Origin of the sequence: Nocardioides psychrotolerans, from assembly GCF_943371775.1 — a bacterium.
Taxonomy (GTDB): Bacteria; Actinomycetota; Actinomycetes; order Propionibacteriales; family Nocardioidaceae; genus Nocardioides; species Nocardioides psychrotolerans_A.
The window spans coordinates 1-22,732 of sequence record NZ_CALRWD010000077.1 but is presented as its reverse complement, the minus strand read 5'-3'; the positions used below and the strand labels follow the sequence as shown (position 1 = coordinate 22,732).

Genomic DNA, 22,732 nt, shown 5'->3' with positions numbered 1-22,732 from the left:
TCACCCACTTGTCCATCGCGACGGCGCCGGCGCCGACGCCCGACCCGACGTAGGGCAGCCCCGCCAGCTCGCAGAGCGCGGCCAGCGTGCCGTCCTCGCCGTGGGGTCCGTGGACCACGGGCAGCACGACGTCGCAGCCGCGCAGCACGTGCGCGGCCCCGGCGAGCCCGATCGGGCGGCCGCAGCCGTCCAGCCAGGTGCCGTGCGGGTCGATGCTCACGCGCACCACGTCGTACGACGAGGGGTCGAGCGCCGCGGCGACGCTCGCGGCCGAGGCGGTGGAGACGTCGTGCTCGCAGGACCGTCCGCCGCCGATGACGGCGACCCGGGTCCGGCCAGGGGACAGGGTGCTCATGCGCGCACCACCCGGGCGCCGATGCCGGTGACGATCTCGTGCTCGATGGTGTCGGCCCAGGCCGCCCACTCGGCGACGGTCGGCTCGCCCGAGGCCCCGGGCCCGAAGACCACCGCGGTCTCGCCGACGACCACCGCCTCGTCGCCGACGTCGACGACCACCTGGTCCATCGAGACCCGACCCACCAGCCGGTGGCGTCGTCCGCGCAGCAGCACCTCGGCCCGCGGGCCGGCGGCGCGCGGCAGCCCGTCGGCGTAGCCCAGGGGCAGCAGCGCGAGCGTCGTCGCGCAGGGCGCGGTCCAGGTGTGGCCGTAGCCCACCGGGGTGCCGGCGCGGACCCGGCGCACGCCCACGACCGGCGCGGTCAGCGTCATCGCGGGGGACAACACCGTCGACCGCGACGGGTCGATGCCCACCAGCCCGGCGCCGACCCGGCTCATCGTGTGGTGGCTCAGCGGGTCGGTGAGGGTGGCCGAGGTCGCGGCCAGGTGACGCAGCGGCGGTCGCAGCCCGGTCTCGCGGGCCACCGCGAGACCCCAGGCGAAGCGGGCACGACCGGCCCGGTTGTCCGGGTCGGACGGCTCGTCGGCGCACCCGAGATGGCCCATCACCCCGACCACCTGGACCCGTCCCTCGCGCTCCGCTCGGCGTGCCGCACGGCAGAGCCCGGCCCAGTCGGAGGGGGATGCGCCGTCGCGTGCCATGCCGGTGTCGAGCTGGAGGTGCACCCGGGCACCCAAACCGGCGCGCAGCACGGCCGCGAGGTGCTCGCGGCTCGGCACCGCCACGTCGACCGCGGCGGCGATCGCTCCGGAGTAGTCGGCGTCGACCGGGTTGAGCCAGCTCAGCACCGGCGCGCGCAGCCCGGCCTCCCGCAGCGCGAGGGCCTCCTCCAGGCTCGTGACGCCGAGCCAGGAGGCGCCGTGGGCGAGCGCGGTCCGTGCGACGTCGACGGCACCGTGGCCGAAGCCGTCGGCCTTCACGACCGCCATCAGCGCCCCGTGGGTGCGTCCCGCGAAGAGCCGGGTGTTGGCCGCGACCGCGGCCAGGTCGACCGTGAGCCGGGCGCCGTGGTGCGTCGGTGTCGCCACGACAGCGAGGGCACTCATGCCGCCACCGTGCCGTCGGGGGTTGTGCCGACCGCCAGGTCGACCGGTCCGTAGAGCGCGTGCGGGGCACCAGTGACCAACGCCCAGTAGCGGTCGCCGAAGCTCCAGTGCCACCACTCGGTGGGGTAGTTCACCAGCCCCGCACCACCCAGCGCCTCCGCCAGCAGCCGGCGGTGCGCGCGGGCGTCCGCCCCGATCCCGTCAGCGGCGAAGTAGCACCGCCCGTCGCTCTGCTCCGGCGTCGCGTCGATGGGAGTGCCGAGGTCGAGCTCCTCGCCCGTCGCGTCGACCAGCGTCAGGTCGACCGCCGCACCGGCCACGTGCGGTGCCACCGCGACCGGCGCCACGAAGCGACTCGTCAGCCGGCGCACCTCGGCCTCGTCGGCCAGCGGGTGGTCGCGCCGCACCGCGGCGGAGTACGACGCCACGATGGCCTGCTGGGCGGCCAGCGGGCGGTGCCCCTCGACGACGAGCAGGCCGGTGCCCGCCGGCAGCGACCGGGCAGCGACGGCGAGCCGGGCTGCCACCTCCCGGCGTACGAGCTGACGGGTGGGGGAGAGGGAGGCGTCGAGCCGGACCATCGGTTCACCGGCGTCGTGGAGCGGCACGGCCGAGACCCGCGGGTCCGAGAGGAGGATCGTCATGTCGACGACGCTAGGAAGTGCGAGGGCCCCACGCCTCCACCTCAGGTGCCGATCAGCGGTCCTCGAGGAGGAGGCCTCTCATCATCACGATGCCGACGAGCGCGACCCCGAGGTGGCAGCTCCACAGCGAGATCCGCTCGTAGCCCCCACCGGGCTCGCCCAGCACCAGCGTGGCGCCGAAGGCGAGGCCGCCGGCAGCCGCCACGACTCCGGCCACCAGCACGGCCCGTCCCGCGCGCGGCACGGCGTGCCGCCAGCCGAGTCCCAGGAGCACGAGGGCGACGGGTTGGGCGACGAAGACCGGCAGCGCCACCAGGGTGTGGGCCTCGGGCTGGCTGTCGAGCGGTGCGAGACCGACGGCCAGCGAGCTCACCCCCGAGACGACCAGCAGCAGGCTGGCGACCCAGGTCGTCCGACGAGCGGCCAGGTCGCGGGAGACCAGCACCGCTCCGAGCGCCAGGCAGGCGCCGATCACGACGAACGCGGCGTTCATCAGCGCGTGCCAGGGCGAGCAGACCGCGACCGGTCCGTAGGCCGCACCGATGGTGGTGCACGAGACGGCGCCCAGGTCGCTGATGGTGTTGACCGTCAGGTCGTAGTCGCCGGCGCTCCACCGGGTGGCGACGAGGAGCTGCACCGCGATGACGAGCGGCTGCGTCAGCAGCAGCGCTCCACCGACGGTGCGCCTCAGCGCTTGCGCCACTCGATCGCCGGACAGGTGTCCATCACCATCGGGACCCCCGCGGCGGTGGTCCGCGCGAAGGCCGCCTCGTCCACGACACCGAGCTGGAACCACACGGCCCGAGCGCCCACGTCGACCGCCTGGTCGGCGAACTCCCCGGCCGACTCCGAGCGGCGGAACACGTCGACCACGTCGAGGGGGAACGGCACCTGGTCGAGGGCGGCGTAGGCCCTCTCACCGAGCACCTCGAGGTCGCCGGCCGCAGCGCTCGGGTGGATCGGCACGATCCGCTTGCCGCGCTCCTGCAGCAGGGCGGCGATGGAGTACGCCGTCCGGCTGGGGTCGCCGGACAGCCCGACCACCGCCCAGGTGTCGCAGGTGTCGAGCATGAAGCGGACCGCGTCGGGGTCCTGCCAGCTGGTCATGGGACGAACCTAGCCCGTCCCTCCAGGTGTCAAGGAAAGGTAAAGACTTGGTCACGCCGCGCATAGTGCCGGGTGTGACGGGTACGGCCACCGAGGTCGAGGCCGCCGATTTTCCCCCCACTTCGGCGGCCTCGACCCGACCGCACCCCAGCTCGCCGGTCCAGACCGGATCCGGGTGTTTCGGTTGTGACCCCTGGTGGCTCGTGCGACGATCGAGGCCATGTCAGCGTGCCTGCAGGGCGCCAGGACGACACGGGGGTGGGCAGCATGGTGTCGAGCGCGGGGTCTCCCGACGACCGCCTGGTGCCCCCTGCCCTCACCGACAGCCGCCGTCGGGTCGACACCGCCCGGCTCCTCGCCCGGGCGCGCGCGAGCGAGGGCGCGGCGCGCGAGCGCTACGAGAACGAGGTCGTGCGCCTCAACATGGGGGTGGCCGGTGATGTCGCCCGGCGCTACCACGGTCGGGGGATCGCCGACGAGGACCTCGACCAGGTGGCCTACCTCGGACTGATCAAGGCGGTGCGGGGCTTCGACCCGACGCTCGGCGACGACTTCCTCAGCTATGCGGTCCCCACGCTGCGCGGTGAGATCCGCCGCTACTTCCGCGACGCCGGCTGGACGGTCCGTCCGCCCCGCTCGGTGCAGGAGCTCCAGGCCCGGGTCACCGCGGCAGAGGGGGAGCTCTGCCAGGTCCTGGGGCGCGCGCCTCGTCCCTCCGAGGTCGCGGTGCACCTCGACGCCCCGCTCGCGCTGGTGCTGGACTGCCTCCATGCCACCGGATGCTTCTCGCCGGTGTCGCTCGACGCCCCCCGCGCCACGGAGGACGACGACGCGGAGGCCCCCCACGAACGCCTCGGTGACCTCGACCCGGGCTTCGCGAGCACCGAGGCGCGGCTGGCCCTCCAGCCCCTGATGGGGACGCTCAGCCCGCGGGACCGCCGGATCATCGAGCTGCGCTACTTCGAGAACCGGACGCAGGCCCAGATCGGCGCCGACGTCGGCGTCACGCAGGAGCAGGTCTCCCGGTTGCTGACCGGGATCCTGCTCAAGCTGCGCCGCAGCCTCGCCGCCTGAGCGGCGGTCGCTCAGTCCTCGAAGATCCGGGGCAGGTCCGAGGCCGACCCGGTGAAACGCGGGGACCGCTTCTCCTTGAACGCCGCGACCCCCTCCTTGCCGTCGCCGATGGAGGTGTAGAACATCGCGAGCGTGTCGGAGAGGTGCGCCTCGAGGGGGTCGGCTGCTGCGCCGTTGCGGTAGAGCAGCTGCTTGGCCAGCGCCAGCGCGACGGGGGAGCGGTCGACGACGAACGAGCGGGCGAGCTCCTGGGCGGCCGGCAGCAGCTCGTCGGGCTCGTGGACGCTGCGCACCAGCCGGCCGGCGAGGGCCTGCTCGGCGGTGAGGATGTCGGCGGAGTAGACCCACTCCAGGGCCTGCTGGATGCCGACGATGCGGGGCAGGAACCAGGACGAGCACGCCTCCGGGACGATGCCGAGGCGGCCGAAGACGAAGCCGATGCGTGCCTTGGTGGAGGCCAGACGCAGGTCCATGGCGAGCGTCATCGTGGCCCCGATGCCGACGGCCGGGCCGTTGATCGCGGCGATGACCGGCTTGGGCAGGGCGTGGATGGCCAGCGTGACGCGGCCACCGGTGTCGCGGATGTCGTCGTGGTAGGGCGCCTCCGTGAGGTGGGCGCGCAGGTCCTCGGGCGTGGGGGTCACCGACTCGTCGAGGCCGAAGACGTTGCCCTCGCGGGAGAGGTCCATGCCGGCGCAGAAGGCCCGACCGGCCCCGGTCACGACGACCGCGCGCACGTCCTCGTCGCGGGCGTCGGTCAGGAAGACCCGCTCCAGCTCGCGCGCCATCGTGAGGTCGAAGGCGTTGAGGGCGTCAGGGCGGTTGATGGTCAGCGTGGCGACGCCGTCGCCGTCCACTGCCCAGTCGAGGGTCTCGTAGGCGCTCATCTGACTCCTGCCAGTCCGGTGGGGGTGCATTGCTTCTTGGTGATGAGGTCGGTCTTGTCCTCGATGAAGGCCGTGAAGATGACCTCCGCGCGGTCGCGGTCCCAGGTCTCGGCTGAGCCGTCCGTGACCGGCATGGTGCAGGTCAGGCCGTCGGCCCCGCCGACCTTGGTCATGGCCAGCGCCCACTTGCCGGCGTCGACCGTGCTCGTCGACTCGCCGAAGCCGAAGAAGCCGGGCACGGAGTTGTTCAGGCGCCACCAGCGGATCGGGTTGAGCACGGTCCAGGGCGAGACGACCTTGTCGCCGATCGCCGCGACGACCTCGCGCTGGCGCTGCACGCGGTCGAGGTCGCCGTAGGCCGACTGCTTGCGCGAGCGCGAGTAGGCCAGGGCCACGGTGCCGTCGACCTCCTGGCAGCCCTTGGCGATGTCGAGGCCGGCCAGCTTGTCCTGGATCGCCTCCTTCGGGCAGACCTCGATGCCGCCGACCGCGTCGACGACGCCCGCGACACCGCCCAGGCCGATCTCGACGTACTCGTCGATGCGGATGCCCGTCTCGTTCTCGATGGTCTGCACGAGCAGCTCCGGCCCGCCGCGGGCGTAGGCGGAGTTGATCTTGCTCTGGCCGAAGCCCGGCATCTCGACGAACGAGTCACGGGGGATCGACAGCAGCACGTCGGGGCCGTCACCGGTGTGGAGCAGCATGATCGTGTCGGTGAGCTCGCTGGTGGCGTTGCCGGTGCTGAGCTTCTTGCGCTCCTCGGCGGAGAGCCCCTTGCGCGAGTCGCTGCCGACCATGAGGTACGTCGTGCCCGGCTGGTCGCCGGGTCGGTCACCGTCGGGCTCGAAGGAGACCTTGTCGACCTTGGTCCATGCGAAGAACGGCACCGCTGCGGTGTAGACGAACCACAGGACGAAGAGCACCAGCACGGAGCGCACCCAGAAGCGCGGGCGGCGCATCCGGCTGCCGAGGCCACCGCGGGTGCGACCGGGGCCGGCCGGTGGACGTCCGCCCGGTGTCGGGGCGAGGGGCGGCGGTGACGACGTGCGCGACGGTCCTCCGGCCTGGGGCGGCCGTGACTGCGTGGGCATCACGCGCGTCTCGTCGGGTCGCGGCTGGCGCGGAATCGCCCGGGTCGCATCGGGGGGCGGCTCCTTGCCGGCCTTGCCGCCGTAGAGCCAGCCGTAGTTGGTCCCGTCCTCGGGGCCGCCCTTGCCGGGACGATCTGCCATGGCGCAGAACCTACCGCGCCGTGCACTAGCGTCCACCAGATGACCCAGGACGTCCCGCCCCTGTCCCCGTCCTTCGCCCGCGTGTCGCTGGCGGTGATGATGTCGACCAAGGAGGCCAACCTCCTGGGCAACATCCACGGCGGCGAGATCGTCAAGCTCGCCGACTCCACCGCCGGGGCCGTCGCGCAGCGCCACAGCGGCGGGCCGTCGGTCACGGCGGCCCTCGACGAGATGGCCTTCCTGCACCCGGTGCACGTGGGCGACATCGTGCGCACGTTCGGCCAGGTCAACTGGGCCGGGAGGTCCTCGATGGAGATCGGGGTGCGCGTCGAGACGCAGCCCTGGAACGACCCGACGGCCGAGGGCCTGCATGTCGCCTCGGCCTACTTCGTCTTCGTGGCGATCGACGCCGACGGCGCGGCACGCACCGTCCCGCCGCTGGTCCCCGAGACGCCCGACGACCTGCGCCGCCACCGCGAGGCCGAGATCCGGCGGGCCCACCGGCTGGCCCGCAAGACCGAGATCGACCAGGGCCGCTCGTTGACCTGAGTCGGCCTGACTCCACCGGGCGACTGTCGGCGCGTCGCGAGGCGTGTGACGCGTGGGACTGGTGATACTTGCTCGCGTCACTGTTCTTCCCCCCGTGACGGAAAGAGGCGTCCCATGACCTCCACGGTCGAGCGCGCTGCCCGCGTCCGGTTCCGCCGAGCCATGTCCCTGATGGTGATGACCCTCGTCGTCCCCGGATCTGCTCAGCTGATGGCCGGCAACCGCAAGGTCGGCCAGGTCGCGCTGCGCATCTGGCTGGGTGTGCTGGGCCTCTCCGTCCTGCTGCTCCTCGCCGCCCTGGTCGACCGTGAGCTGGTCTTCGGGATGGTCACCAACACCACGCTGCTGCTCCTCCTGCGCCTGGGCCTGATGGCCGGCGCCATCGCGTGGGCGGCACTCCTCATGGACGCCTGGCGCCTCGGCCAGCCGCTGTCCCTGGGGCTCGCGCACCGCCGCGCCGTGGTCGGCTTCAACGGGGTCCTCTGCTTCGGCGTCGCCAGCGTGCTGCTCTTCGGCGCTCACCTCGTCGGGGTGCAGCGCGACTTCATCATCACGATGTTCGGCGACGGCGAGGCCACCTCGGCCCACGACGGCCGCTACAACGTGCTGCTGCTCGGTGGCGACTCCGGCGCCGGGCGCTGGGGGCTGCGTCCCGACTCGATGACCATCGCCTCGATCGACGCCGACACCGGCCGCACCGTGCTGATCGGCCTGCCGCGCAACATGGCCAACTTCCCCTTCCGCGAGGGCTCGGTCATGGCCGAGCAGTTCCCCGACGGCTTCGACTGCGAGGGCTGCTACCTCAACGGCGTCAGCACCTGGGCCGGCGACAACACCGGGCTCTTCAAGGGCTCCGACAACCCCGGCGTGGACGCCACGATCATGGCCATCGAGGGCATCACCGACCTGACGATCAACTACTGGGCGATGGTCAACCTCCAGGGCTTCAAGGACCTCGTCGACGCGGTCGGGGGAGTCACCCTCAACGTGCGCCAGCCGATCCCCGTCGGCGGTCTCGGCTCCGACGTGACCGGCTACATCGAGCCGGGCGTCCGCAAGCTCGACGGCCACGACACGCTCTGGTACGCCCGGGCCCGCGAGGGCTCCGACGACTACTCCCGCATGGCCCGGCAGAAGTGCGTCATGAACGCCATGCTCGAGCAGATCAGCCCCCAGTCGGCGGTCACGAACTTCGAGAGCATCGCCAAGGCCTCCAGCGAGATGATCTCCACCAACCTGCCCGCCTCCGAGCTCGACACCTTCATGTCCTTGGCGCTCAAGGCCCGCAGCGAGAAGATCGCGAGCCTCTCGCTCGTCCCGCCGATGATCAACACCGGCGACCCCGACATCGACCTGGTCCACCGCAAGGTCGCCGAGGCCATCGCCCGCGCCGAGGGCGACGCCCCCGCCCCGGCCAAGGGTGGGAGGAAGAAGAGCCCCGACTCCGTCACCGGCGGCTCCGTCGGCTCGCTCAGCGAGGGCTACGCCGCCAACGACTCCGAGGACCTCGGCGCCGCCTGCTGAACGGCTCCCACACGCCTCGCGACACCTCGTCGGTGCCGCGTGGGAGGCTGGGCGGCGATGACCACGCGCACCGTCCTCGCCGTCGACGGCAACTCCCTGCTGCACCGGGCGTTCCACGCCTCGGCGCGCTCGGGCTTCCGGACGCCGGACGGCCGGCCCGCGTGGGCGGTGCGCGGGCTGCTGGCGCAGCTGCTCGCCGCGGTCGACCGCGCCTCTGCGGACGCCGTCGTCGTCGGCTTCGACGACCGGCTCTCCAGCATCCGACGCGAGCGGTGGCCGGTCTACAAGGCGCACCGGCTGCCCAAGCCCGACACGCTCCACGAGCAGCTCGACCGTGCCGTCGACGTGCTCCGCGAGCTCGGTGTCGCCGTCGTCGTGCCCACCGGCCTCGAGGCCGACGACGTCCTCGCGAGCGTCGCGGCCCAGGCGCCGACGATGGGCGCGCGCACGGTCGTCGTGACCTCCGACCGGGACAGCTTCTCGCTGGTCGACGAGCACACCCGTCTGCTGCGCATCCTCAACGGCGGCGTCGACGCCTCGCCGCTCCTGGACCCCGCGCGGTTGCAGATGGTCGCGGGCGTGCGCCCCGACCAGTACCTCGACCTGGCCGCCCTGCGCGGCGACGCCTCCGACAACCTCCCCGGCGTGCGCGGCTTCGGCGCCAAGACGGCAGCGAGGCTGCTCACCGAGCTGGGCACCGCCGCCGACGCGTTCGCCGACGCGGCCGCCGGTGGCGAGCGCTGCACCGCGGCGATCGGCGCTGCCCGCGCCCGCACGCTGGCCACCGACGAGGCCCGCGACCAGTGGCAGCTCAACCGCGAGGTCATGGCGATGGTGCGCACCGTCGACCTCGACCTCACCACCACTCCGGGGACCCTGCCCCTCGACGAGCAGGCCATCGGCCCCGTCTTCGCCCGCCACGGGCTTGACGCGAGCGGTGCCGTGCGGGCCCTGACGTTGCGCGAGCCGACCGGGCCGCGCGAGCCGTCGTACGTCGATCCGCGCTGGCGCCCCGCTCCGGTCCAGCGCTTCGCGCCCCTGCGTCCCGCGACACCGACGGCATCGGCCGCGCCGGAGCCCGCCTCGGTGCAGGAGACGCTCTTCTGACCCCTAGGGTTGGAGGGTGACCGAGCAACCTGCCCCGACCCCTCGCGTGGTCGCGGTGGTCGTCACCTTCAACCGGCTCGCGCTGCTCGAGCGCCTCGTGGCACGCCTGGCCGAGGTGCCCGAGGTGTCCGAGGTGCTGGTCGTCGACAACGCCTCGACCGACGGCACTGGGGAGTGGCTGGCCCGGCAGTCCGCGGAGCGGCCACGGCTGCAGGCCCGCACCCTCGCCGAGAACGGCGGTGGCGCCGGTGGCTTCCACGACGGTCTCGCGTGGGCGATGGAGCGTGGCGCAGACCTGGCGTGGTTGATGGACGACGACGGCCTGCCCGAGCCCGCGTGCCTGGCCACCCTGCTCGAGCACCGCGAGGGGCTCGACTTCTGGGGCCCCGTGGTGGTCGACGAGGCCGCCCCCGACAGGCTGGTCTTCCCGATCCGGTTGCCCGGCGGCACCCGCGTGGTGCACGCCATGGCCGACGTGACCGCAGCCGCCGACGACACCGGCGTCCTGCCCGACGTCGTCATTCCGTTCAACGGTGTCCTCGTCACCCGTGACCTGGTCGAGCGCATCGGCCTGCCCCGGGCGGAGTTCTTCATCTGGGGCGACGACGTGGAATACCTCTGGCGCGCCCGCGCCGCCGGGGCCCGCGTCGCCACGGTCGTCGGCGCCCGGGTGCACCACCCCAGCGTCGGCGAGCTCGGCACGCCCATGATGGGCGGCCGCACGACCTACAACCACAGCCCCAGCGACCTCAAGCACTACTGCATGGCTCGCAACAACACCCTCAACCTGCGCACCTACCGCGGCTGGCCGCACGTGCTGATGTTCTGGGTCAAGACCGTGTGGTTCTACCTGTTCACCCGCCCGCGACCCGCACGGGTGGCGCTCAGCGCGCGCGCGGCCCACGCCGGGCTCCGCGGCGACTTCACCGGGCACCGGAGGTTCCTCACGTGAGCGAGACCCGCCCGGCCGAGACCGTCGCGATCGTCGTCGTGACCTTCAACCGCGCCGACCTGCTGGTCGGCATGCTCGCGGGCCTGGAGGCCCTCGAGCGACGGCCCGACGCGGTGATCGTCCTCGACAACGCCAGCACCGACCACACCGCCGAGGTCCTGCGCGATGCCCAGGGTCGGGGCACGCTGGCCCTCCAGGTGATCACCAGCCCCGAGAACGTCGGGGGAGCGGGCGGCTTCCACCGGGGCGTCCGCGCCGCCTACGAGCAGGGCTTCGACCGCGTCTGGTTGATGGACGACGACGTCGTCCCCGCCCCCGACTGCCTGGGCGTCCTCATGGCGACCGACGAGGACTGCCTGACCTCGGTGCGCGAGGACACCTCCGGCCGCCTGGTCGAGAAGGCCGCCACCCGCTTCGACCTGCGCAACCCGCTCGCGATCAAGCCCAAGACCGGCATGGTCGAGACCGACTTCGGGACCCGGGCGGCGATGCCGGAGCGCGTCGAGGTGGAGAACGTCGCGTTCGAGGGCTTCATGGTGCGGCGCAGCGTGATCGAGGAGATCGGCCTGCCCGACCCGGGCTACTTCATCTTCTACGACGACGTCGACCTCGCCCTCCGCGTCCGCCGGACGGGTCGCCGGATCTGGGCCGTGCGCGACGCCGTGCTGGTGCGGCAGCTGGACTTCGACCAGCAGCACGACCTGGCGGGGTGGAAGGGCTACTACATGTACCGCAACCTCTTCGTGGTGCACCTGCGCTACGGCGAGAACGTCGCGGTGCGCCTCAAGCCGTGGCTCATCGCCCTGGTCGTCGTGCTGCTCAGCCCCGTGCGTGGCGGCAGGGCGGAGGCCCGCAACGTGCTGCGCGCCGTGCGCGACGCGCGGTCGATGCGCCGGCTCTCGGAGGAGGCGGGACCCGAGCGGCTCAGAGGGTCGGGCCCTGCTCCTGCTTGACGGGCTCCACGACGGGCTCCTCGACGGGCTCGGTGGCCCGCAGCTGCGGGCGCAGGCCCACGTGGTTGCCGGTGGCCATCGCGGCGGCCCAGAACGTCACGGCGCCGAGCGCGGCTCCCGCGATCGCGTCGATCGAGAAGTGCCAGCCGAGGTAGATCGTCGAGACGACCGTGAGGCCGAGGAAGACCCAGGAGGCGACCTGGATCCAGCGGTGCAGCCCGATGGCACGCACGACCAGGCAGATCGTCACCATGATCCCGACGTGCAGCGAGGCGAAGGCCGCGATGGTCTGCAGCCCGTCGGCGGCCCACGGGTCCGCGAGCACCGTCACCCGGTCGGCCCACATGCTGTTGGCCAGGTCGGTGACATAGGTGTGCTTGAGGTCGTCGAAGAGCTGCGGCGTCGAGTAGATGGGCCCGATCGAGGGGAACATCAGGTAGATCGCGGCACCGAGCGCCCAGTCGAACGCGATGGCGGTGACGTACCACGAGCCGGCGTGGGTGTTGCGGGTGAAGACCAGCGCGATCGCGATCGTGGCCGGGACCAGCACGATCCAGATGATGTAGACCAGCGAGAGGAACGTCGCGGCCCACTGCGTGCCGAGCAGGTCGTGCAGGACCGTGGAGGGGTTGTTGCCCAGCCAGAGGATCCGGTCGAGCTTGGCCATGCCCTCGTCGTAGACGTGCTCGTTGACGAAGGGCACGAAGCTCTTGATGTTGCGGAAGGTGGCGTAGGTGAGGTACCACGCGAGCACGCCGCCGACCGCGAAGCGCCAGTGCGAGGCCGGCCACCGCTCCCGGGTGACCTCGAGCCACGTGGCGCCGACGGTGCGGGGAGCGCGTCGGGCCCGCCACAGCACCCGAGGGACGATGTCGGCGAGGATGGCCACGAGGATGATCAGGGGCATCCGGATGTAGCTGGGGATGATGCCGTCGGGGTCGCGCACGGGCAGGTCGTAGACGACCGCGATGAACGCCGTGGCCGCGGCCATGGCGAGACCGGCGACCCAGGCGTAGCCGAAGTCGTCCCTGAGGGATGATGTCCACCGTCTGACCTGCACGGGGGACAGCCTAGGACGCCTCCTTGCCGAGCGCATGATCCTGTGCGGTGTGTGATCCCCGACATGCGTGCCGCGCGGGGAGTGGGTGCACCCCTGTCGCATCCGTAGACTGACCGATCGTGTCCACCCCTGACCCCTCCTCCGCACTGCCCGACCTCGTCGTCGTCGGCTCCGGCTTCTTCGGTCTGACCGTGGCCGAGCGCTGCGCCGAGGAGCTGGGGCTCAAGGTCCTGGTCCTCGAGCGGCGCCACCACCTGGGCGGCAACGCCTACTCCGAGATCGACCCGGAGACCGGCATCGAGGTGCACGTCTACGGCACGCACCTCTTCCACACCTCCAACAAGCGGGTCTGGGAGTACGTCAACCGGTTCACCACCTTCACCGGCTACCAGCACCGGGTCTTCGGCAAGTACCAGGGCCAGGTCTACTCGCTGCCGATGAACCTCGCGCTGATCAACCAGTTCTTCGGCAAGAGCCACACCCCCGACGAGGCCCGTGCCCTCATCGCCGAGCAGTCGAGCGAGATCGCCACCGAGGACGCCACCAACCTGGAGGAGAAGGCGGTCAGCCTGATCGGCCGCCCGCTCTACGAGGCGTTCATCAAGGGCTACACCGCCAAGCAGTGGCAGACCGACCCCACCGAGCTGAGCGCCGACATCATCACGCGCCTGCCGGTGCGCTACAACTTCGACAACCGCTACTTCAACGACGACTTCGAGGGCCTGCCGACCGACGGCTACACCGCCTGGCTGACGCGCATGGCCGAGCACCCCAACATCGAGATCCGCCTCGACACCGACTTCCTCGACACGACCAACGGCGTCGCCGAGCAGTTCAAGGGCAAGGTCCCGATCGTCTACACCGGCCCCGTCGACGAGTACTTCGACAACTGCGAGGGCCGCCTGTCGTGGCGCACGGTGGACCTCGAGGCCGAGACGCTCGACGTCGACGACTTCCAGGGCACCGGCGTCGTCAACGCCAACGACCAGGACGTCCCGTGGACCCGGATCCTGGAGTTCAAGCACCTGCACCCCGAGCGCACCTACCTCCCGGGCAAGACGATCGTCGTGCACGAGTACTCCCGCTTCGCCGAGGCCGACGACGAGCCCTACTACCCGGTCAACACCGCCGAGGACCGCGCCAAGCTCCTGAAGTACCGAGACCTGGCCAAGAAGGAGCCGATGGTCCTCTTCGGCGGTCGCCTCGGCACCTACAAGTACCTCGACATGCACATGGCCATCGGTTCGGCGCTGTCCATGTTCGACAACAAGCTGAAGCCGCACTTCGCTGACGGCGCGGCACTGACCAGCGGAGGCGTTGACGCGTGACCCAGAGACTGCTGCAACGACAGATCTTCCCGCTCGACCGGGACTTCGACGTCCTGGCCCTCTACGTCGACCCCGAGGAGGCCCGCCTCGACGCCGACAAGTACGAGATCGGCGGCAACCGGGCGGCCAAGGACCTCAACAACGCCGCGATCCGGCAGTCGACCTCGACGGGGCGCAGCATCCACCCCGACCAGATCGAGTCGCGCACCGCATTCCGGGTGAAGTCGGGCGAGCGGCTCTCCTTCGGCACCTACTTCAACGCCTTCCCGGCCAGCTACTGGCGCCGGTGGACGATCGTCACCGACGTGACCCTCACGGTGAAGGTGACCGGCGCCGGGGCCAGCGTCGTCGTCTACAAGTCGATGGCCAACGGTCGCTCCCAGCGCGTCGAGTCCGCGACCGTCGGCTCCGAGGGGGCCGGCACGTTCGCCTTCGACCTCTCGCTCAAGCCGTTCGTCGACGGTGGGTGGTACTGGTACAACGTCGTCGCCGGCGACGAGGACGTCGTCGTCGAGTCGGCCGAGTGGACCGCCGACGTGCCCGAGGACCGGGCCCAGCACGGCACGGTCGACATCGCGATCACCACGATGAACCGCCCCGACTTCTGCGCCAAGCTGCTCCAACAGATCGGCGAGGACGAGCAGCTCCGGCCCTACCTCGACACCGTCCTGGTGATGGAGCAGGGCACCGACAAGGTGGTCGACTCCCCGGAGTTCGCCAAGGCCGAGGGACTCCTGGGCAGCACCCTGCGGATGATCGAGCAGGGCAACCTCGGTGGCTCCGGCGGCTATGCCCGTGGCCAGCTGGAGTCCCTGCGCAAGGGCACGGCGACGTACGCGATGATGATGGACGACGACGTCGTCTGCGAGCCCGAGGGCATCATCCGCGCCGTCACGTTCGGAGACCTGGCCCGCCGACCCACGCTCGTGGGCGGCCACATGTTCAGCCTCTACAGCCGCTCACGGCTGCACTCCTTCGGCGAGATCATCCAGCCGTGGCGCTTCTGGTGGCAGTCGCCGCTCGACACCTTCTCCGACTGGGACCTCGCCGCCCGCAACCTGCGCTCCAGCCGTTGGATGCACAAGCGCGTCGACGTCGACTTCAACGGCTGGTTCATGTGCCTGATCCCGCGCGCGGTGATCGAGGAGATCGGTCTGTCGCTGCCGCTCTTCATCAAGTGGGACGACTCCGAGTACGGCCTGCGCGCCAAGGCCGCCGGCTTCCCGACGGTGACCTTCCCCGGTGCGGCGGTGTGGCACGTCCCGTGGACCGACAAGAACGACGCGCTAGACTGGCAGGCCTACTTCCACCACCGCAACCGCTTCGTCGCCGCGCTCCTGCACTCGCCCTACCCCAAGGGCGGCCGGATGATCCGCGAGAGCCTCAACCACCAGATCGCGCACCTGGTCTCCATGCAGTACTCCACCGCCGAGCTGCGCCTCCAGGCCATGGAGGACGTGCTCGCCGGCCCGCACGGGCTGCACAAGATGCTGCCGGGGCGGCTCGCGGAGGTCAACGCGTTCCGCAAGCAGTTCAGCGACGCGCAGCTGCAGGTCGACCACGACGCCTTCCCGGCCATCCGCCGCAAGAAGCCGCCACGCAAGGGTCGCGCCGGGGTCGAGGTCCCGGGTCGGATGGCGCAGCTGATCACGGCCGGCCTGGCGCCGCTGCGCCAGCTCAAGCCGCCGCGCGACCTGTCGCGGGTGCACCCCGAGGCGGAGGTCCCGGCCATGGATGCCAAGTGGTACCGCCTGGCCGGGCTGGACTCCGCGATCGTCTCCATGAACGACGGCACCTCGGCCGCGCTCTACCAGCGCGACCACGTGAAGTTCCGCGACCTGATGAAGCGCACGATCGAGATCCACGAGCGCTACCGCCGCGAGTGGCCCGCGCTGGCCCAGCTCTACCGCGACGAGCTCGGCTCGGTGACGGCTCCCGAGGCCTGGGAGGAGACCTTCAAGCCGTGGACCCAGGCTGATGACCAGGGTGGCAATGGCTGACACCGAGCACGTCCCCGTCTCCGAGCAGCCCCTGGTCGCACCGTCGGCCTCCAACGGCCTGCTCGGCGTCTTCAGCCGTCGCTACCTCCTGCGCCTGCTGGTGCGCCGCGAGATCAGCGCGCGCTACCAGGGCTCCTTCCTGGGGCTGCTCTGGTCCTACATCAACCCGCTGACCCAGTTCTTCATCTACTGGTTCATCATGGGCAAGCTCATCGGCATGGAGGACCGCGCCCCGAACTATGCGATCCACGTCTTCGCCGGGCTGATCGTCGTGCACTTCTTCGTGGAGACCTTCAACGCCGGCACGCGCTCGATCGTGCGCAACAAGGCCCTGGTGAAGAAGATGGCGCTGCCGCGGGAGATGTTCCCCGTGGCGTCGATGCTGGTCTCGCTCTTCCACGTCGGTCCCCAGCTGGTGATCCTGCTGGGGGCGTGCCTCGTCACGGGGTGGGCGCCCGACCTCGTCGGCATGACCGCCGCCGTGCTGGCGCTGGGGATCGTGATGGTGCTCGGCACCGCCCTCGCGCTGCTCTTCAGCACGGCCAACGTGTTCTTCCGCGACTTCTCCAGTGCGGTGACGATCCTGACCAACTTCGTGCGCTTCGGCGTCCCGATGATCTACCCCTACACGCTGGTCGCCGAGCGCTTCAAAGGTCACACCGAGCTCTACCTCGCCAACCCGATCGCCGACGCCGTGCTGCTGATGCAGCGCGCCTTCTGGACCGGCACGACCGACGACCCGGCCGCCATCGCGCTGGTGCACATGCCCGACCACCTCCTCACCCGTGGCGCGATCGCGCTCGGTGGCTCCCTGGTCATCTTGGTGGTCGCGCAGCTGGTCTTCACCCGTCTCGAGAACAAGATCCCGGAGCGCCTCTGATGGCGGACTACCCGAAGGACACCTCGATCGTCGTCGACGACGTGACCAAGGCCTTCACCCTGCGCTACCACCGCACGTTCAAGCAGGTCTCGGTCGCGATGGTGAAGGGCCGCGACCTCAGCGCCACCTTCAACGCCCTCGACCACGTCAGCTTCACGGTCAAGCAGGGGGAGTCGATCGGGCTGATGGGCCTCAACGGCTCCGGCAAGAGCACCCTGCTCAAGCTCGTCAACGGGATCATGAAGCCGGACTCCGGCACCGTGCTCACCCGGGGACGCATCGCCGGCCTGATCGCCACGGGTGCCGGCTTCCACCCCCAGCTCACCGGTCGCGAGAACGTCTACCTCAACGCCGCCGTCCTGGGCATGAGCGAGCGGGAGACCGCCCGCAAGTTCGACGAGATCATCGACTTCGCCGAGATCGGCCGCCACCTCGACGCCCCCGTCGGCAACTACTCCTCCGGCCAGTTCGCGCGGCTCGGCTTCGCGGTGGCCGTCCACGTCGACTCCGACATCTTCCTGGCCGACGAGGTGCTCGCCGTCGGTGACCGCCCGTTCAAGAAGAAGTGCATGGAGAAGATGCAGGAGATCCGCGACAGCGGCCGCACGCTCTTCTACGTCAGCCACGCCGCCGCCTCGGTCCGCAAGATGTGCGACCGGGTCATCGTCCTGGAGAACGGCAAGGTCGGTTACGACGGCGCCGTCGACGCCGGCATCAAGTACCTCAAGTACGAGGACGAGAACCCGATCAACGACCCCGACGACATGGGCGACCTCGACGAGGAGCTCGGCGCCGACATCTGACGCCTGCCTAACACGCCTGCCAGACACGCCTGGAATGGCAGGTTGTGACCTGAGTGGCCCGTGTGACTCACAATGGTGGTCATGCCTCCCCAGCCGACCCCGCGCCGTCCCCTGCTCAAAGCCATGGCCGGCGGTGTCGTCGCGATCGGTGCGGTGGGCGCTGCCGTCCGGCTCACCCACGGCTCCGACGACGACACCGGTGGTGCGGGCGGGCGCCTGGAGCTGTCCTCGCAGGACGGGAGCGGCGTCGGCGCGCTCGACCTCCGTCTCGGCGACGAGCTGTTGCCGCAGGTCGGTGGGGGACGCTTCCGCTCGGCACAGCTGCCGACCACGACGCACTCCATGGTCGCCTTCACGTGGACCGGGACCGCAGAGCCCCGGATCCAGATCAAGTCCCGCAGGGGCGGGACCTGGGGAGCCTGGCAGACCGCCGGCATCCTCCACGACCTGCCCGACCTCGGCTCCGGCGAGGGCACCGACGTCGCCGGCACCGACCTGCTGTGGATCGGTGACTCCGACGGCATCCAGATCCACGTCGCCGGCGGGCGTCCGCGCGACCTCACGCTGGTGCTGCTGCACCCCTCACGCGAGCGGGGCGACGAGCTGCTCGACGCCGACGCCAGCCGCCGTACGACGAGCCCCCAGGCCCGGGCGCAGCCCACGGTCCCGCGTCCCAGCATCGTGTCGCGCAAGACGTGGGGTGCCGACGAGTCGTTGCGCGACGGGCCGCCGCGCTACAACGAGACGATCAAGCAGGTCCACATCCACCACACGGTGAGCACCAACACCTACGCCAAGGCGGACGTGGCGGGGCTGATCCGCGGCATGTACCGCTACCACACGCACAACCTCGGCTGGTCCGACCTCGGCTACAACTTCCTCGTCGACCGCTTCGGGCGGACGTGGGAGGGGCGCGCCGGGGGAGCGGCCAAGGCCGTCCGCGGCGCGCACACCCTGGGCTTCAACGACACCTCCACCGGCGTCTCGGTGATCGGCAACTTCGACCTCGTCAAGCCGGGACGGCCGATCGTCGACGCCATCGCCGCGATCGCGGCCTGGAAGCTCGACCTCTACGGCCGCAAGGCCGACGGCTTCGTGCGGGTGACCTCCGAGGGCAGCGACAAGTACAGCGCCTCGCGGGTGGTCAAGCTGCCCGCGATCGACGGCCACCGCGACACCAACGACACCGCCTGCCCGGGCCAGAACCTCTACGACGTGCTGCCGACGATCCGGCGGCGCACGCAGGCCGTCATCGACAGGCACCGCAACGCCGCCGAGCCGATCACCATCACCCGCGCGGCGTCGCTGACGGGCACGCCCGCGCTCGGCGAGACCATGCGCGTCGACCCCGGCACCTACACGCCGACCGACGCCACCCGCACCTACGCGTGGGCGCGCGACGAGGTCGTGATCCAGGGCGCAACCGGTCCGACGTACGTCTGCTCCGCCGCCGACGTCGGCACGGTGCTCTCGGCCGGGATGCGGCTGACCTCCCCGGGTCGCGAGCCGCTCGCCCAGGTCCTCCGCGCCAGCGGACCGGTCACGGCGCCTGCCAGCGTCACCGTGCGCACCCGAGGCGGGCGCAAGGGCTATGCCACCGTCTACGTCCAGGTGAGTCCGCCCGAGGGGTCGCGCGCCAAGGCCACGGGCAAGATCCGTGTGCAGGTCAACAACCGCACCAAGGTCGTCCCGCTCGCCGAGGGTGCGGGCGTGGCCCGCTTCGGCCGTGGCCGGGGCTTCAAGCCCGGCCGCTACAACGTGACCGTGATCTACCCCGGCAACGGGATCGTGCGTGGCTCGCGCGCCGAGACCACGATCACCATCCCTCCTCGCTGACCCCTCGCCTGTCGGGACCCGAGTGATCCTCGGGTCCGCCAGCGCGCCCGCAGATGCTGCGAAAAACTTGACAAATCTTGAATTCGTCGGCGTGTCGACTGGAAATTACACGATTGTAGTTACTCAGATCCCCTTCCCGGGGCCCTGTGACGCGTGTGAAAGTTGCGCCTTGTGTGACTCTTCCCCGCGCACAGGAGCAGATCTAGATGCCGTCGAACAAGGCTCGTTTCGTGACCGCCTGCCAGCAGCTGCTGGCTCTCGGTCTGGTGCTGGCAGCCCTGACGCCGGCCGCGAACCTGGTGTCCCTCGACGTCGTCCAGCGCGAGCCGGGGGCTGATCAGCCGGTCAGCGTGCTGGCCGCCTACGCCCGCACGACCACGATGACGTCGGTGGTGCCGGTCGGCGTCGTCGATCCCGTCGTGACCGAGTACCCCCTGACCGCCCCTGCCGGGCGCAGCGGGCGCGTCGGCGTGGGAGCGCTCCAGGCGCGGGTCGTCCCGGGCCGCGCGGGCGGCAGCGAGCTGGTGAGCACTCCTCAGGAGGTGACGGGCTACGGCGCTGTCGGTGTCACCTGGGCGCACGGCCTCCGCCTCGAGGAGAGCGAGATCTCCGTCGAGGTCCGCACCGAGACCGCGGACACGTGGACCGCCTGGATGCCCGTCCAGTACGACGCCGAGCACGGCCCCGACCCCCGCAGCGACGAGGCGCGTCGTGCCCGTCCCGGCACGGACGCCCTGCTCGTCGGCGACGTCGACGGGGTGCAGGTGCGCGTGAGCACGCCCGACGGCGCCGCTCCGGCCGACCTGCGCCTCGCGGTCATCGACCCGGGCGAGGCCGAGGACAACGCCGTCGAGGCGCCCGCGATCGACACCCGTGAGCTCGATGCCACCGAGCAGGCGGCGGCGTCCACGCCGACCTCCGCTGCTCCCACCGTCGCCACTGAGGCCACTGAGGCCACCGAGGCGATCGACCTGCGGGCCGGGGCGTTCACGCCCAAGCCGGTGATCTACTCCCGAGCCCAGTGGGGCGCCGACGAGGGGATGCGCGACAAGTCCTCGCTGCACTACTTCGAGGTGCACGCCGGCTTCGTGCACCACACGGTCAACGCCAACGACTACACGCAGGCCGAGGTGCCGGGCCTGCTGCGCAGCATCTACGCCTACCACACCAAGTCCCGCGGCTGGAGCGACATCGGCTACAACTACCTCGTCGACCGCTTCGGTCGGATCTGGGAGGGGCGCGCCGGCGGCGTCGACCGCCCGGTGGTGGGCGCCCACACGCTCGGCTACAACGACTACTCCTTCGCCATGTCGGCGATCGGCAACTTCGACACCGCCCAGGCGCCCGCCGTCATGGTCCAGGCCTACGGCGCGCTCTTCGCGTGGAAGCTCTCGCTGCACGGGGTGGACGCGTCCTCGCCACGCCAGGTGGTGGGCCGCTCGACCTTCCAGGCCATCAACGGCCACCGCGACGCCGACTCGACCGCGTGCCCGGGGCGCTACCTCTACGCCAAGATCGGTCGGATCCGCGAGCTGGCCACCGCGGCCCAGCGAGGGTGGTCCGGTCGCGAGCTGGAGTCGGACGTCGCGTCCACGCCCCACCCCGACCTGATCGTGCGCGGTGCGAGCGACAAGATGGGCTACGTCCTACCGACCGGCGGCCTCACGTCGTTCGAGGCGGCGAAGACCGTCGCGACCGGCGTGGGAGACGTGGACTCCGTCGTCGCGTCACCCGACCTGACCGGCGACGGCAAGGGCGACCTGCTCGTCCGCAGCACGGACGGCGCGGCCGGCGTCATGCCCGGCACCGGTGCGGGCGGCTTCGGTGCCGCGGTCCAGCAGAGCGACGCCTTCGCCGGCCACGACCTCGTCACCGCCGTCGGCGACCTCGACCTTGACAGTGACAACGACCTGGTCGCCCGCGACACCGCCACGGGGCGGCTCGACGCCTACCTCGGCACCGGCACGGGCGGCTTCGTGCGCCAGCCCCTGCGCACGGGCTGGGCCGGCTACGACCTGCTCGTCGGCGCGTCCGACGTCGACGGCGACGGGGAGGTCGACCTGATCGCCCGTGAGGCCGGCACCGGCAAGACCTGGCTGCACCGCGGCAGCAACGGGATCGGGTTCAGCGCTCGCACGGCCCTGGCGCCGACCTGGAAGCAGTTCGACACCATCACCGGCCTCGGCGACTTCACCTCCGACCGCGTGCCCGACCTCTTCGTACGACGAGCCGACAACCAGCTCGGCTACGTGCTGCCCGGTCGTGGGGGCGGCGTCTACGGCCACCCGCTCGGGCCGATCGTGCGCACCAAGGGCGTCAGCGCCATCACCGGCGCTCCGCTGAGCGGCACCCCGGCGGCGGACCTGGTGGCCCGTCGCGGCACCTCGCTGGTGCTGCTGCAGAACACCGGCGGCTTCGACCTCGGTCAGCCGATCCCCACCGGGGTCCACCTGGCCAACGCGGACGTCGTGCTCAATGCCGGTGACTGGGACCGCGACGGCAAGGGCGACATGATCACGCGCAACAAGGCCAACGGAGGGCTCTTCCTGCGCCTGGGCGACGGCACGGGCGGCTTCGGCAAGGTCCGGGCCCTCGCGCCCGGCTTCGGGTCGGTCGGCCTCCTCGCGGCCGTCGGCGACATGACCGGTGACGGCTGGCCCGACCTGATGGGCCAGCCCGCCGGCGGCGACATGCGGATCTACCCCGGTCGAGGCACCGCCGGCCTCGAGGCCAGCTACGTCGCCTACCGCCGCATCGACGCCAACCAGCAGATCCCGGTCGGCCGCCACGACACCGACGGCGCTCCCGACCTGCTGTTCCGCACCGGCACCGCCCTGCGCCTCTACCCCGGCAACGGACCCGGCGGCCTGACGACCGGCCCCCAGCTGGGGCTCGACCTGGCGCCGTACGACTGGGTGGTCGGCATCAGCGACATCGGCCTCGTGGGGCACGGCGACCTGCTGGTGCGCGACAAGCGACTGGGCTACCTCTACGTCGTGCCGATGACCCCCACCGGCTTCGGCCCCCGCCGCTTCCTGGGTGAGGGCATGAAGGACTACGACCTGGCCGGCTGACCCAGACCCGGCGGCACGGACCCCGGGCACCCAGGACTCCTGGTCATCACGCAGGGAAGCGAGCGGTCGCGCGCTCGGCGGCGTACGTCGCCTCGAGCCGCTCCCGTTCGGCGTGGACGACCAGGACCACCGAGCCGCTCCGCGCGAGCGGCTCGGCGAAGGTGGCGATACCCGGTGGGGAAGCCGGGTTCGCCACCGAGAGGAGGCGGCCGCCGACCGTGCTGTGAGTCCCGGCGGCGGCCGCGTCCCACCGCTCGG

19 protein-coding genes and 2 pseudogenes are annotated in these 22,732 nt (G+C 71.3%); 12 read left to right on the top strand and 9 right to left on the bottom strand.

Annotation, left to right across the window (positions count from 1 at the left end; all coding sequences use genetic code 11):
- From AAG827_RS18210 to AAG827_RS18190, 5 genes and pseudogenes are all read right to left on the bottom strand, one after another.
- A pseudogene (locus AAG827_RS18210) lies at window positions 1-355 on the bottom strand (D-alanine--D-alanine ligase); the annotation flags it as partial.
- A complete protein-coding gene (alr, locus tag AAG827_RS18205) occupies window positions 352-1,464 on the bottom strand; it encodes an alanine racemase (RefSeq protein WP_341927638.1) in 1,113 nt (370 codons plus the stop codon). The gene alr and the pseudogene AAG827_RS18210, both read right to left, overlap by 4 nt.
- Window positions 1,461-2,108 (bottom strand): M15 family metallopeptidase, encoded by a 648-nt coding sequence (locus AAG827_RS18200; protein ID WP_341927637.1) that lies wholly within the window; start codon window positions 2,106-2,108, stop codon window positions 1,461-1,463. Before AAG827_RS18200 ends, alr begins: the two co-directional genes overlap by 4 nt.
- A gap of 52 nt (window positions 2,109-2,160) precedes the next feature.
- On the bottom strand, window positions 2,161-2,811 hold the full coding sequence (locus tag AAG827_RS18195; protein ID WP_341927636.1) for a DUF998 domain-containing protein: 651 nt from the start codon (window positions 2,809-2,811) through the stop codon (window positions 2,161-2,163).
- Window positions 2,796-3,215: a CoA-binding protein gene (locus tag AAG827_RS18190; protein WP_341927635.1), complete on the bottom strand. Its 420-nt coding sequence runs from the start codon at window positions 3,213-3,215 to the stop codon at window positions 2,796-2,798. Before AAG827_RS18190 ends, AAG827_RS18195 begins: the two co-directional genes overlap by 16 nt.
- Window positions 3,216-3,518: 303 nt before the next feature.
- Here AAG827_RS18190 and AAG827_RS18185 point away from each other — a divergent pair, with 303 nt between their 5' ends.
- Complete coding sequence (locus tag AAG827_RS18185) at window positions 3,519-4,289, top strand: sigma-70 family RNA polymerase sigma factor (protein ID WP_341927634.1); 771 nt, start codon at window positions 3,519-3,521, stop codon at window positions 4,287-4,289.
- An 11-nt stretch (window positions 4,290-4,300) separates the two neighbouring features.
- Here AAG827_RS18185 and AAG827_RS18180 read toward each other — a convergent pair whose 3' ends face one another.
- Window positions 4,301-5,176: a crotonase/enoyl-CoA hydratase family protein gene (locus AAG827_RS18180; RefSeq protein WP_341927633.1), complete on the bottom strand. Its 876-nt coding sequence runs from the start codon at window positions 5,174-5,176 to the stop codon at window positions 4,301-4,303.
- The gene (locus tag AAG827_RS18175) at window positions 5,173-6,408 is read right to left on the bottom strand and encodes an LCP family protein (RefSeq protein ID WP_341927632.1); all 1,236 of its coding nucleotides are present in this window, start codon (window positions 6,406-6,408) and stop codon (window positions 5,173-5,175) included. Before AAG827_RS18175 ends, AAG827_RS18180 begins: the two co-directional genes overlap by 4 nt.
- Window positions 6,409-6,447: 39 nt before the next feature.
- Here AAG827_RS18175 and AAG827_RS18170 point away from each other — a divergent pair, with 39 nt between their 5' ends.
- From AAG827_RS18170 to AAG827_RS18150, 5 genes are all read left to right on the top strand, one after another.
- A complete protein-coding gene (locus AAG827_RS18170; protein WP_341927631.1) occupies window positions 6,448-6,957 on the top strand; it encodes an acyl-CoA thioesterase in 510 nt (169 codons plus the stop codon).
- Window positions 6,958-7,071: 114 nt separating this feature from the next.
- Window positions 7,072-8,481: an LCP family protein gene (locus tag AAG827_RS18165; protein ID WP_341927630.1), complete on the top strand. Its 1,410-nt coding sequence runs from the start codon at window positions 7,072-7,074 to the stop codon at window positions 8,479-8,481.
- Window positions 8,482-8,538: 57 nt separating this feature from the next.
- Window positions 8,539-9,588: a 5'-3' exonuclease H3TH domain-containing protein gene (locus tag AAG827_RS18160; RefSeq protein WP_341927629.1), complete on the top strand. Its 1,050-nt coding sequence runs from the start codon at window positions 8,539-8,541 to the stop codon at window positions 9,586-9,588.
- Window positions 9,589-9,604: 16 nt separating this feature from the next.
- Complete coding sequence (locus tag AAG827_RS18155; protein WP_341927628.1) at window positions 9,605-10,540, top strand: glycosyltransferase; 936 nt, start codon at window positions 9,605-9,607, stop codon at window positions 10,538-10,540.
- Window positions 10,537-11,493 (top strand): glycosyltransferase family 2 protein, encoded by a 957-nt coding sequence (locus AAG827_RS18150; RefSeq protein ID WP_341927627.1) that lies wholly within the window; start codon window positions 10,537-10,539, stop codon window positions 11,491-11,493. The genes AAG827_RS18155 and AAG827_RS18150 overlap by 4 nt, the downstream gene beginning before the upstream one ends.
- Here the strand turns inward: AAG827_RS18150 and AAG827_RS18145 are convergent.
- Complete coding sequence (locus AAG827_RS18145; RefSeq protein WP_341927626.1) at window positions 11,465-12,553, bottom strand: phosphatase PAP2 family protein; 1,089 nt, start codon at window positions 12,551-12,553, stop codon at window positions 11,465-11,467. The genes AAG827_RS18150 and AAG827_RS18145 overlap by 29 nt on opposite strands.
- Window positions 12,554-12,672: 119 nt before the next feature.
- Here AAG827_RS18145 and glf point away from each other — a divergent pair, with 119 nt between their 5' ends.
- From glf to AAG827_RS18115, 6 genes are all read left to right on the top strand, one after another.
- Window positions 12,673-13,881 carry a UDP-galactopyranose mutase gene (gene glf / locus AAG827_RS18140; RefSeq protein ID WP_341927625.1) on the top strand — a complete coding sequence of 403 codons (1,209 nt, stop codon included), beginning with the start codon at window positions 12,673-12,675 and terminating at the stop codon, window positions 13,879-13,881.
- Window positions 13,878-15,881: a glycosyltransferase gene (locus AAG827_RS18135; RefSeq protein ID WP_341927624.1), complete on the top strand. Its 2,004-nt coding sequence runs from the start codon at window positions 13,878-13,880 to the stop codon at window positions 15,879-15,881. Before glf ends, AAG827_RS18135 begins: the two co-directional genes overlap by 4 nt.
- The gene (locus AAG827_RS18130) at window positions 15,874-16,761 is read left to right on the top strand and encodes an ABC transporter permease (RefSeq protein WP_341927623.1); all 888 of its coding nucleotides are present in this window, start codon (window positions 15,874-15,876) and stop codon (window positions 16,759-16,761) included. The genes AAG827_RS18135 and AAG827_RS18130 overlap by 8 nt, the downstream gene beginning before the upstream one ends.
- A complete protein-coding gene (locus AAG827_RS18125) occupies window positions 16,761-17,564 on the top strand; it encodes an ABC transporter ATP-binding protein (protein WP_341927622.1) in 804 nt (267 codons plus the stop codon). Before AAG827_RS18130 ends, AAG827_RS18125 begins: the two co-directional genes overlap by 1 nt.
- An 81-nt stretch (window positions 17,565-17,645) precedes the next feature.
- Window positions 17,646-19,400, top strand: a complete 1,755-nt coding sequence (locus AAG827_RS18120; protein ID WP_341927621.1) for an N-acetylmuramoyl-L-alanine amidase — start codon at window positions 17,646-17,648, stop codon at window positions 19,398-19,400.
- A 206-nt stretch (window positions 19,401-19,606) separates the two neighbouring features.
- Window positions 19,607-22,474 (top strand): FG-GAP-like repeat-containing protein, encoded by a 2,868-nt coding sequence (locus AAG827_RS18115; RefSeq protein ID WP_341927620.1) that lies wholly within the window; start codon window positions 19,607-19,609, stop codon window positions 22,472-22,474.
- 46 nt (window positions 22,475-22,520) lie between these two features.
- Here AAG827_RS18115 and AAG827_RS18110 read toward each other — a convergent pair.
- Window positions 22,521-22,732 (bottom strand): annotated as a pseudogene (locus AAG827_RS18110) (TIGR03089 family protein); the annotation flags it as partial.

Excerpts from the sequence above, each read along its gene's own strand:
- alr (WP_341927638.1), bottom strand. The coding sequence starts at position 1,464 with ATGAGTGCCCTCGCTGTCGTGGCGACACCGACGCACCACGGCGCCCGG.
- AAG827_RS18200 (WP_341927637.1), bottom strand. The coding sequence starts at position 2,108 with ATGACGATCCTCCTCTCGGACCCGCGGGTCTCGGCCGTGCCGCTCCAC.
- AAG827_RS18190 (WP_341927635.1), bottom strand. The coding sequence starts at position 3,215 with ATGACCAGCTGGCAGGACCCCGACGCGGTCCGCTTCATGCTCGACACC.
- AAG827_RS18180 (WP_341927633.1), bottom strand. The coding sequence starts at position 5,176 with ATGAGCGCCTACGAGACCCTCGACTGGGCAGTGGACGGCGACGGCGTC.
- AAG827_RS18175 (WP_341927632.1), bottom strand. The coding sequence starts at position 6,408 with ATGGCAGATCGTCCCGGCAAGGGCGGCCCCGAGGACGGGACCAACTAC.
- AAG827_RS18170 (WP_341927631.1), top strand. The coding sequence starts at position 6,448 with ATGACCCAGGACGTCCCGCCCCTGTCCCCGTCCTTCGCCCGCGTGTCG.
- AAG827_RS18165 (WP_341927630.1), top strand. The coding sequence starts at position 7,072 with ATGACCTCCACGGTCGAGCGCGCTGCCCGCGTCCGGTTCCGCCGAGCC.
- AAG827_RS18160 (WP_341927629.1), top strand. The coding sequence starts at position 8,539 with ATGACCACGCGCACCGTCCTCGCCGTCGACGGCAACTCCCTGCTGCAC.
- AAG827_RS18130 (WP_341927623.1), top strand. The coding sequence starts at position 15,874 with ATGGCTGACACCGAGCACGTCCCCGTCTCCGAGCAGCCCCTGGTCGCA.
- AAG827_RS18125 (WP_341927622.1), top strand. The coding sequence starts at position 16,761 with ATGGCGGACTACCCGAAGGACACCTCGATCGTCGTCGACGACGTGACC.
- AAG827_RS18120 (WP_341927621.1), top strand. The coding sequence starts at position 17,646 with ATGCCTCCCCAGCCGACCCCGCGCCGTCCCCTGCTCAAAGCCATGGCC.
- AAG827_RS18115 (WP_341927620.1), top strand. The coding sequence starts at position 19,607 with ATGCCGTCGAACAAGGCTCGTTTCGTGACCGCCTGCCAGCAGCTGCTG.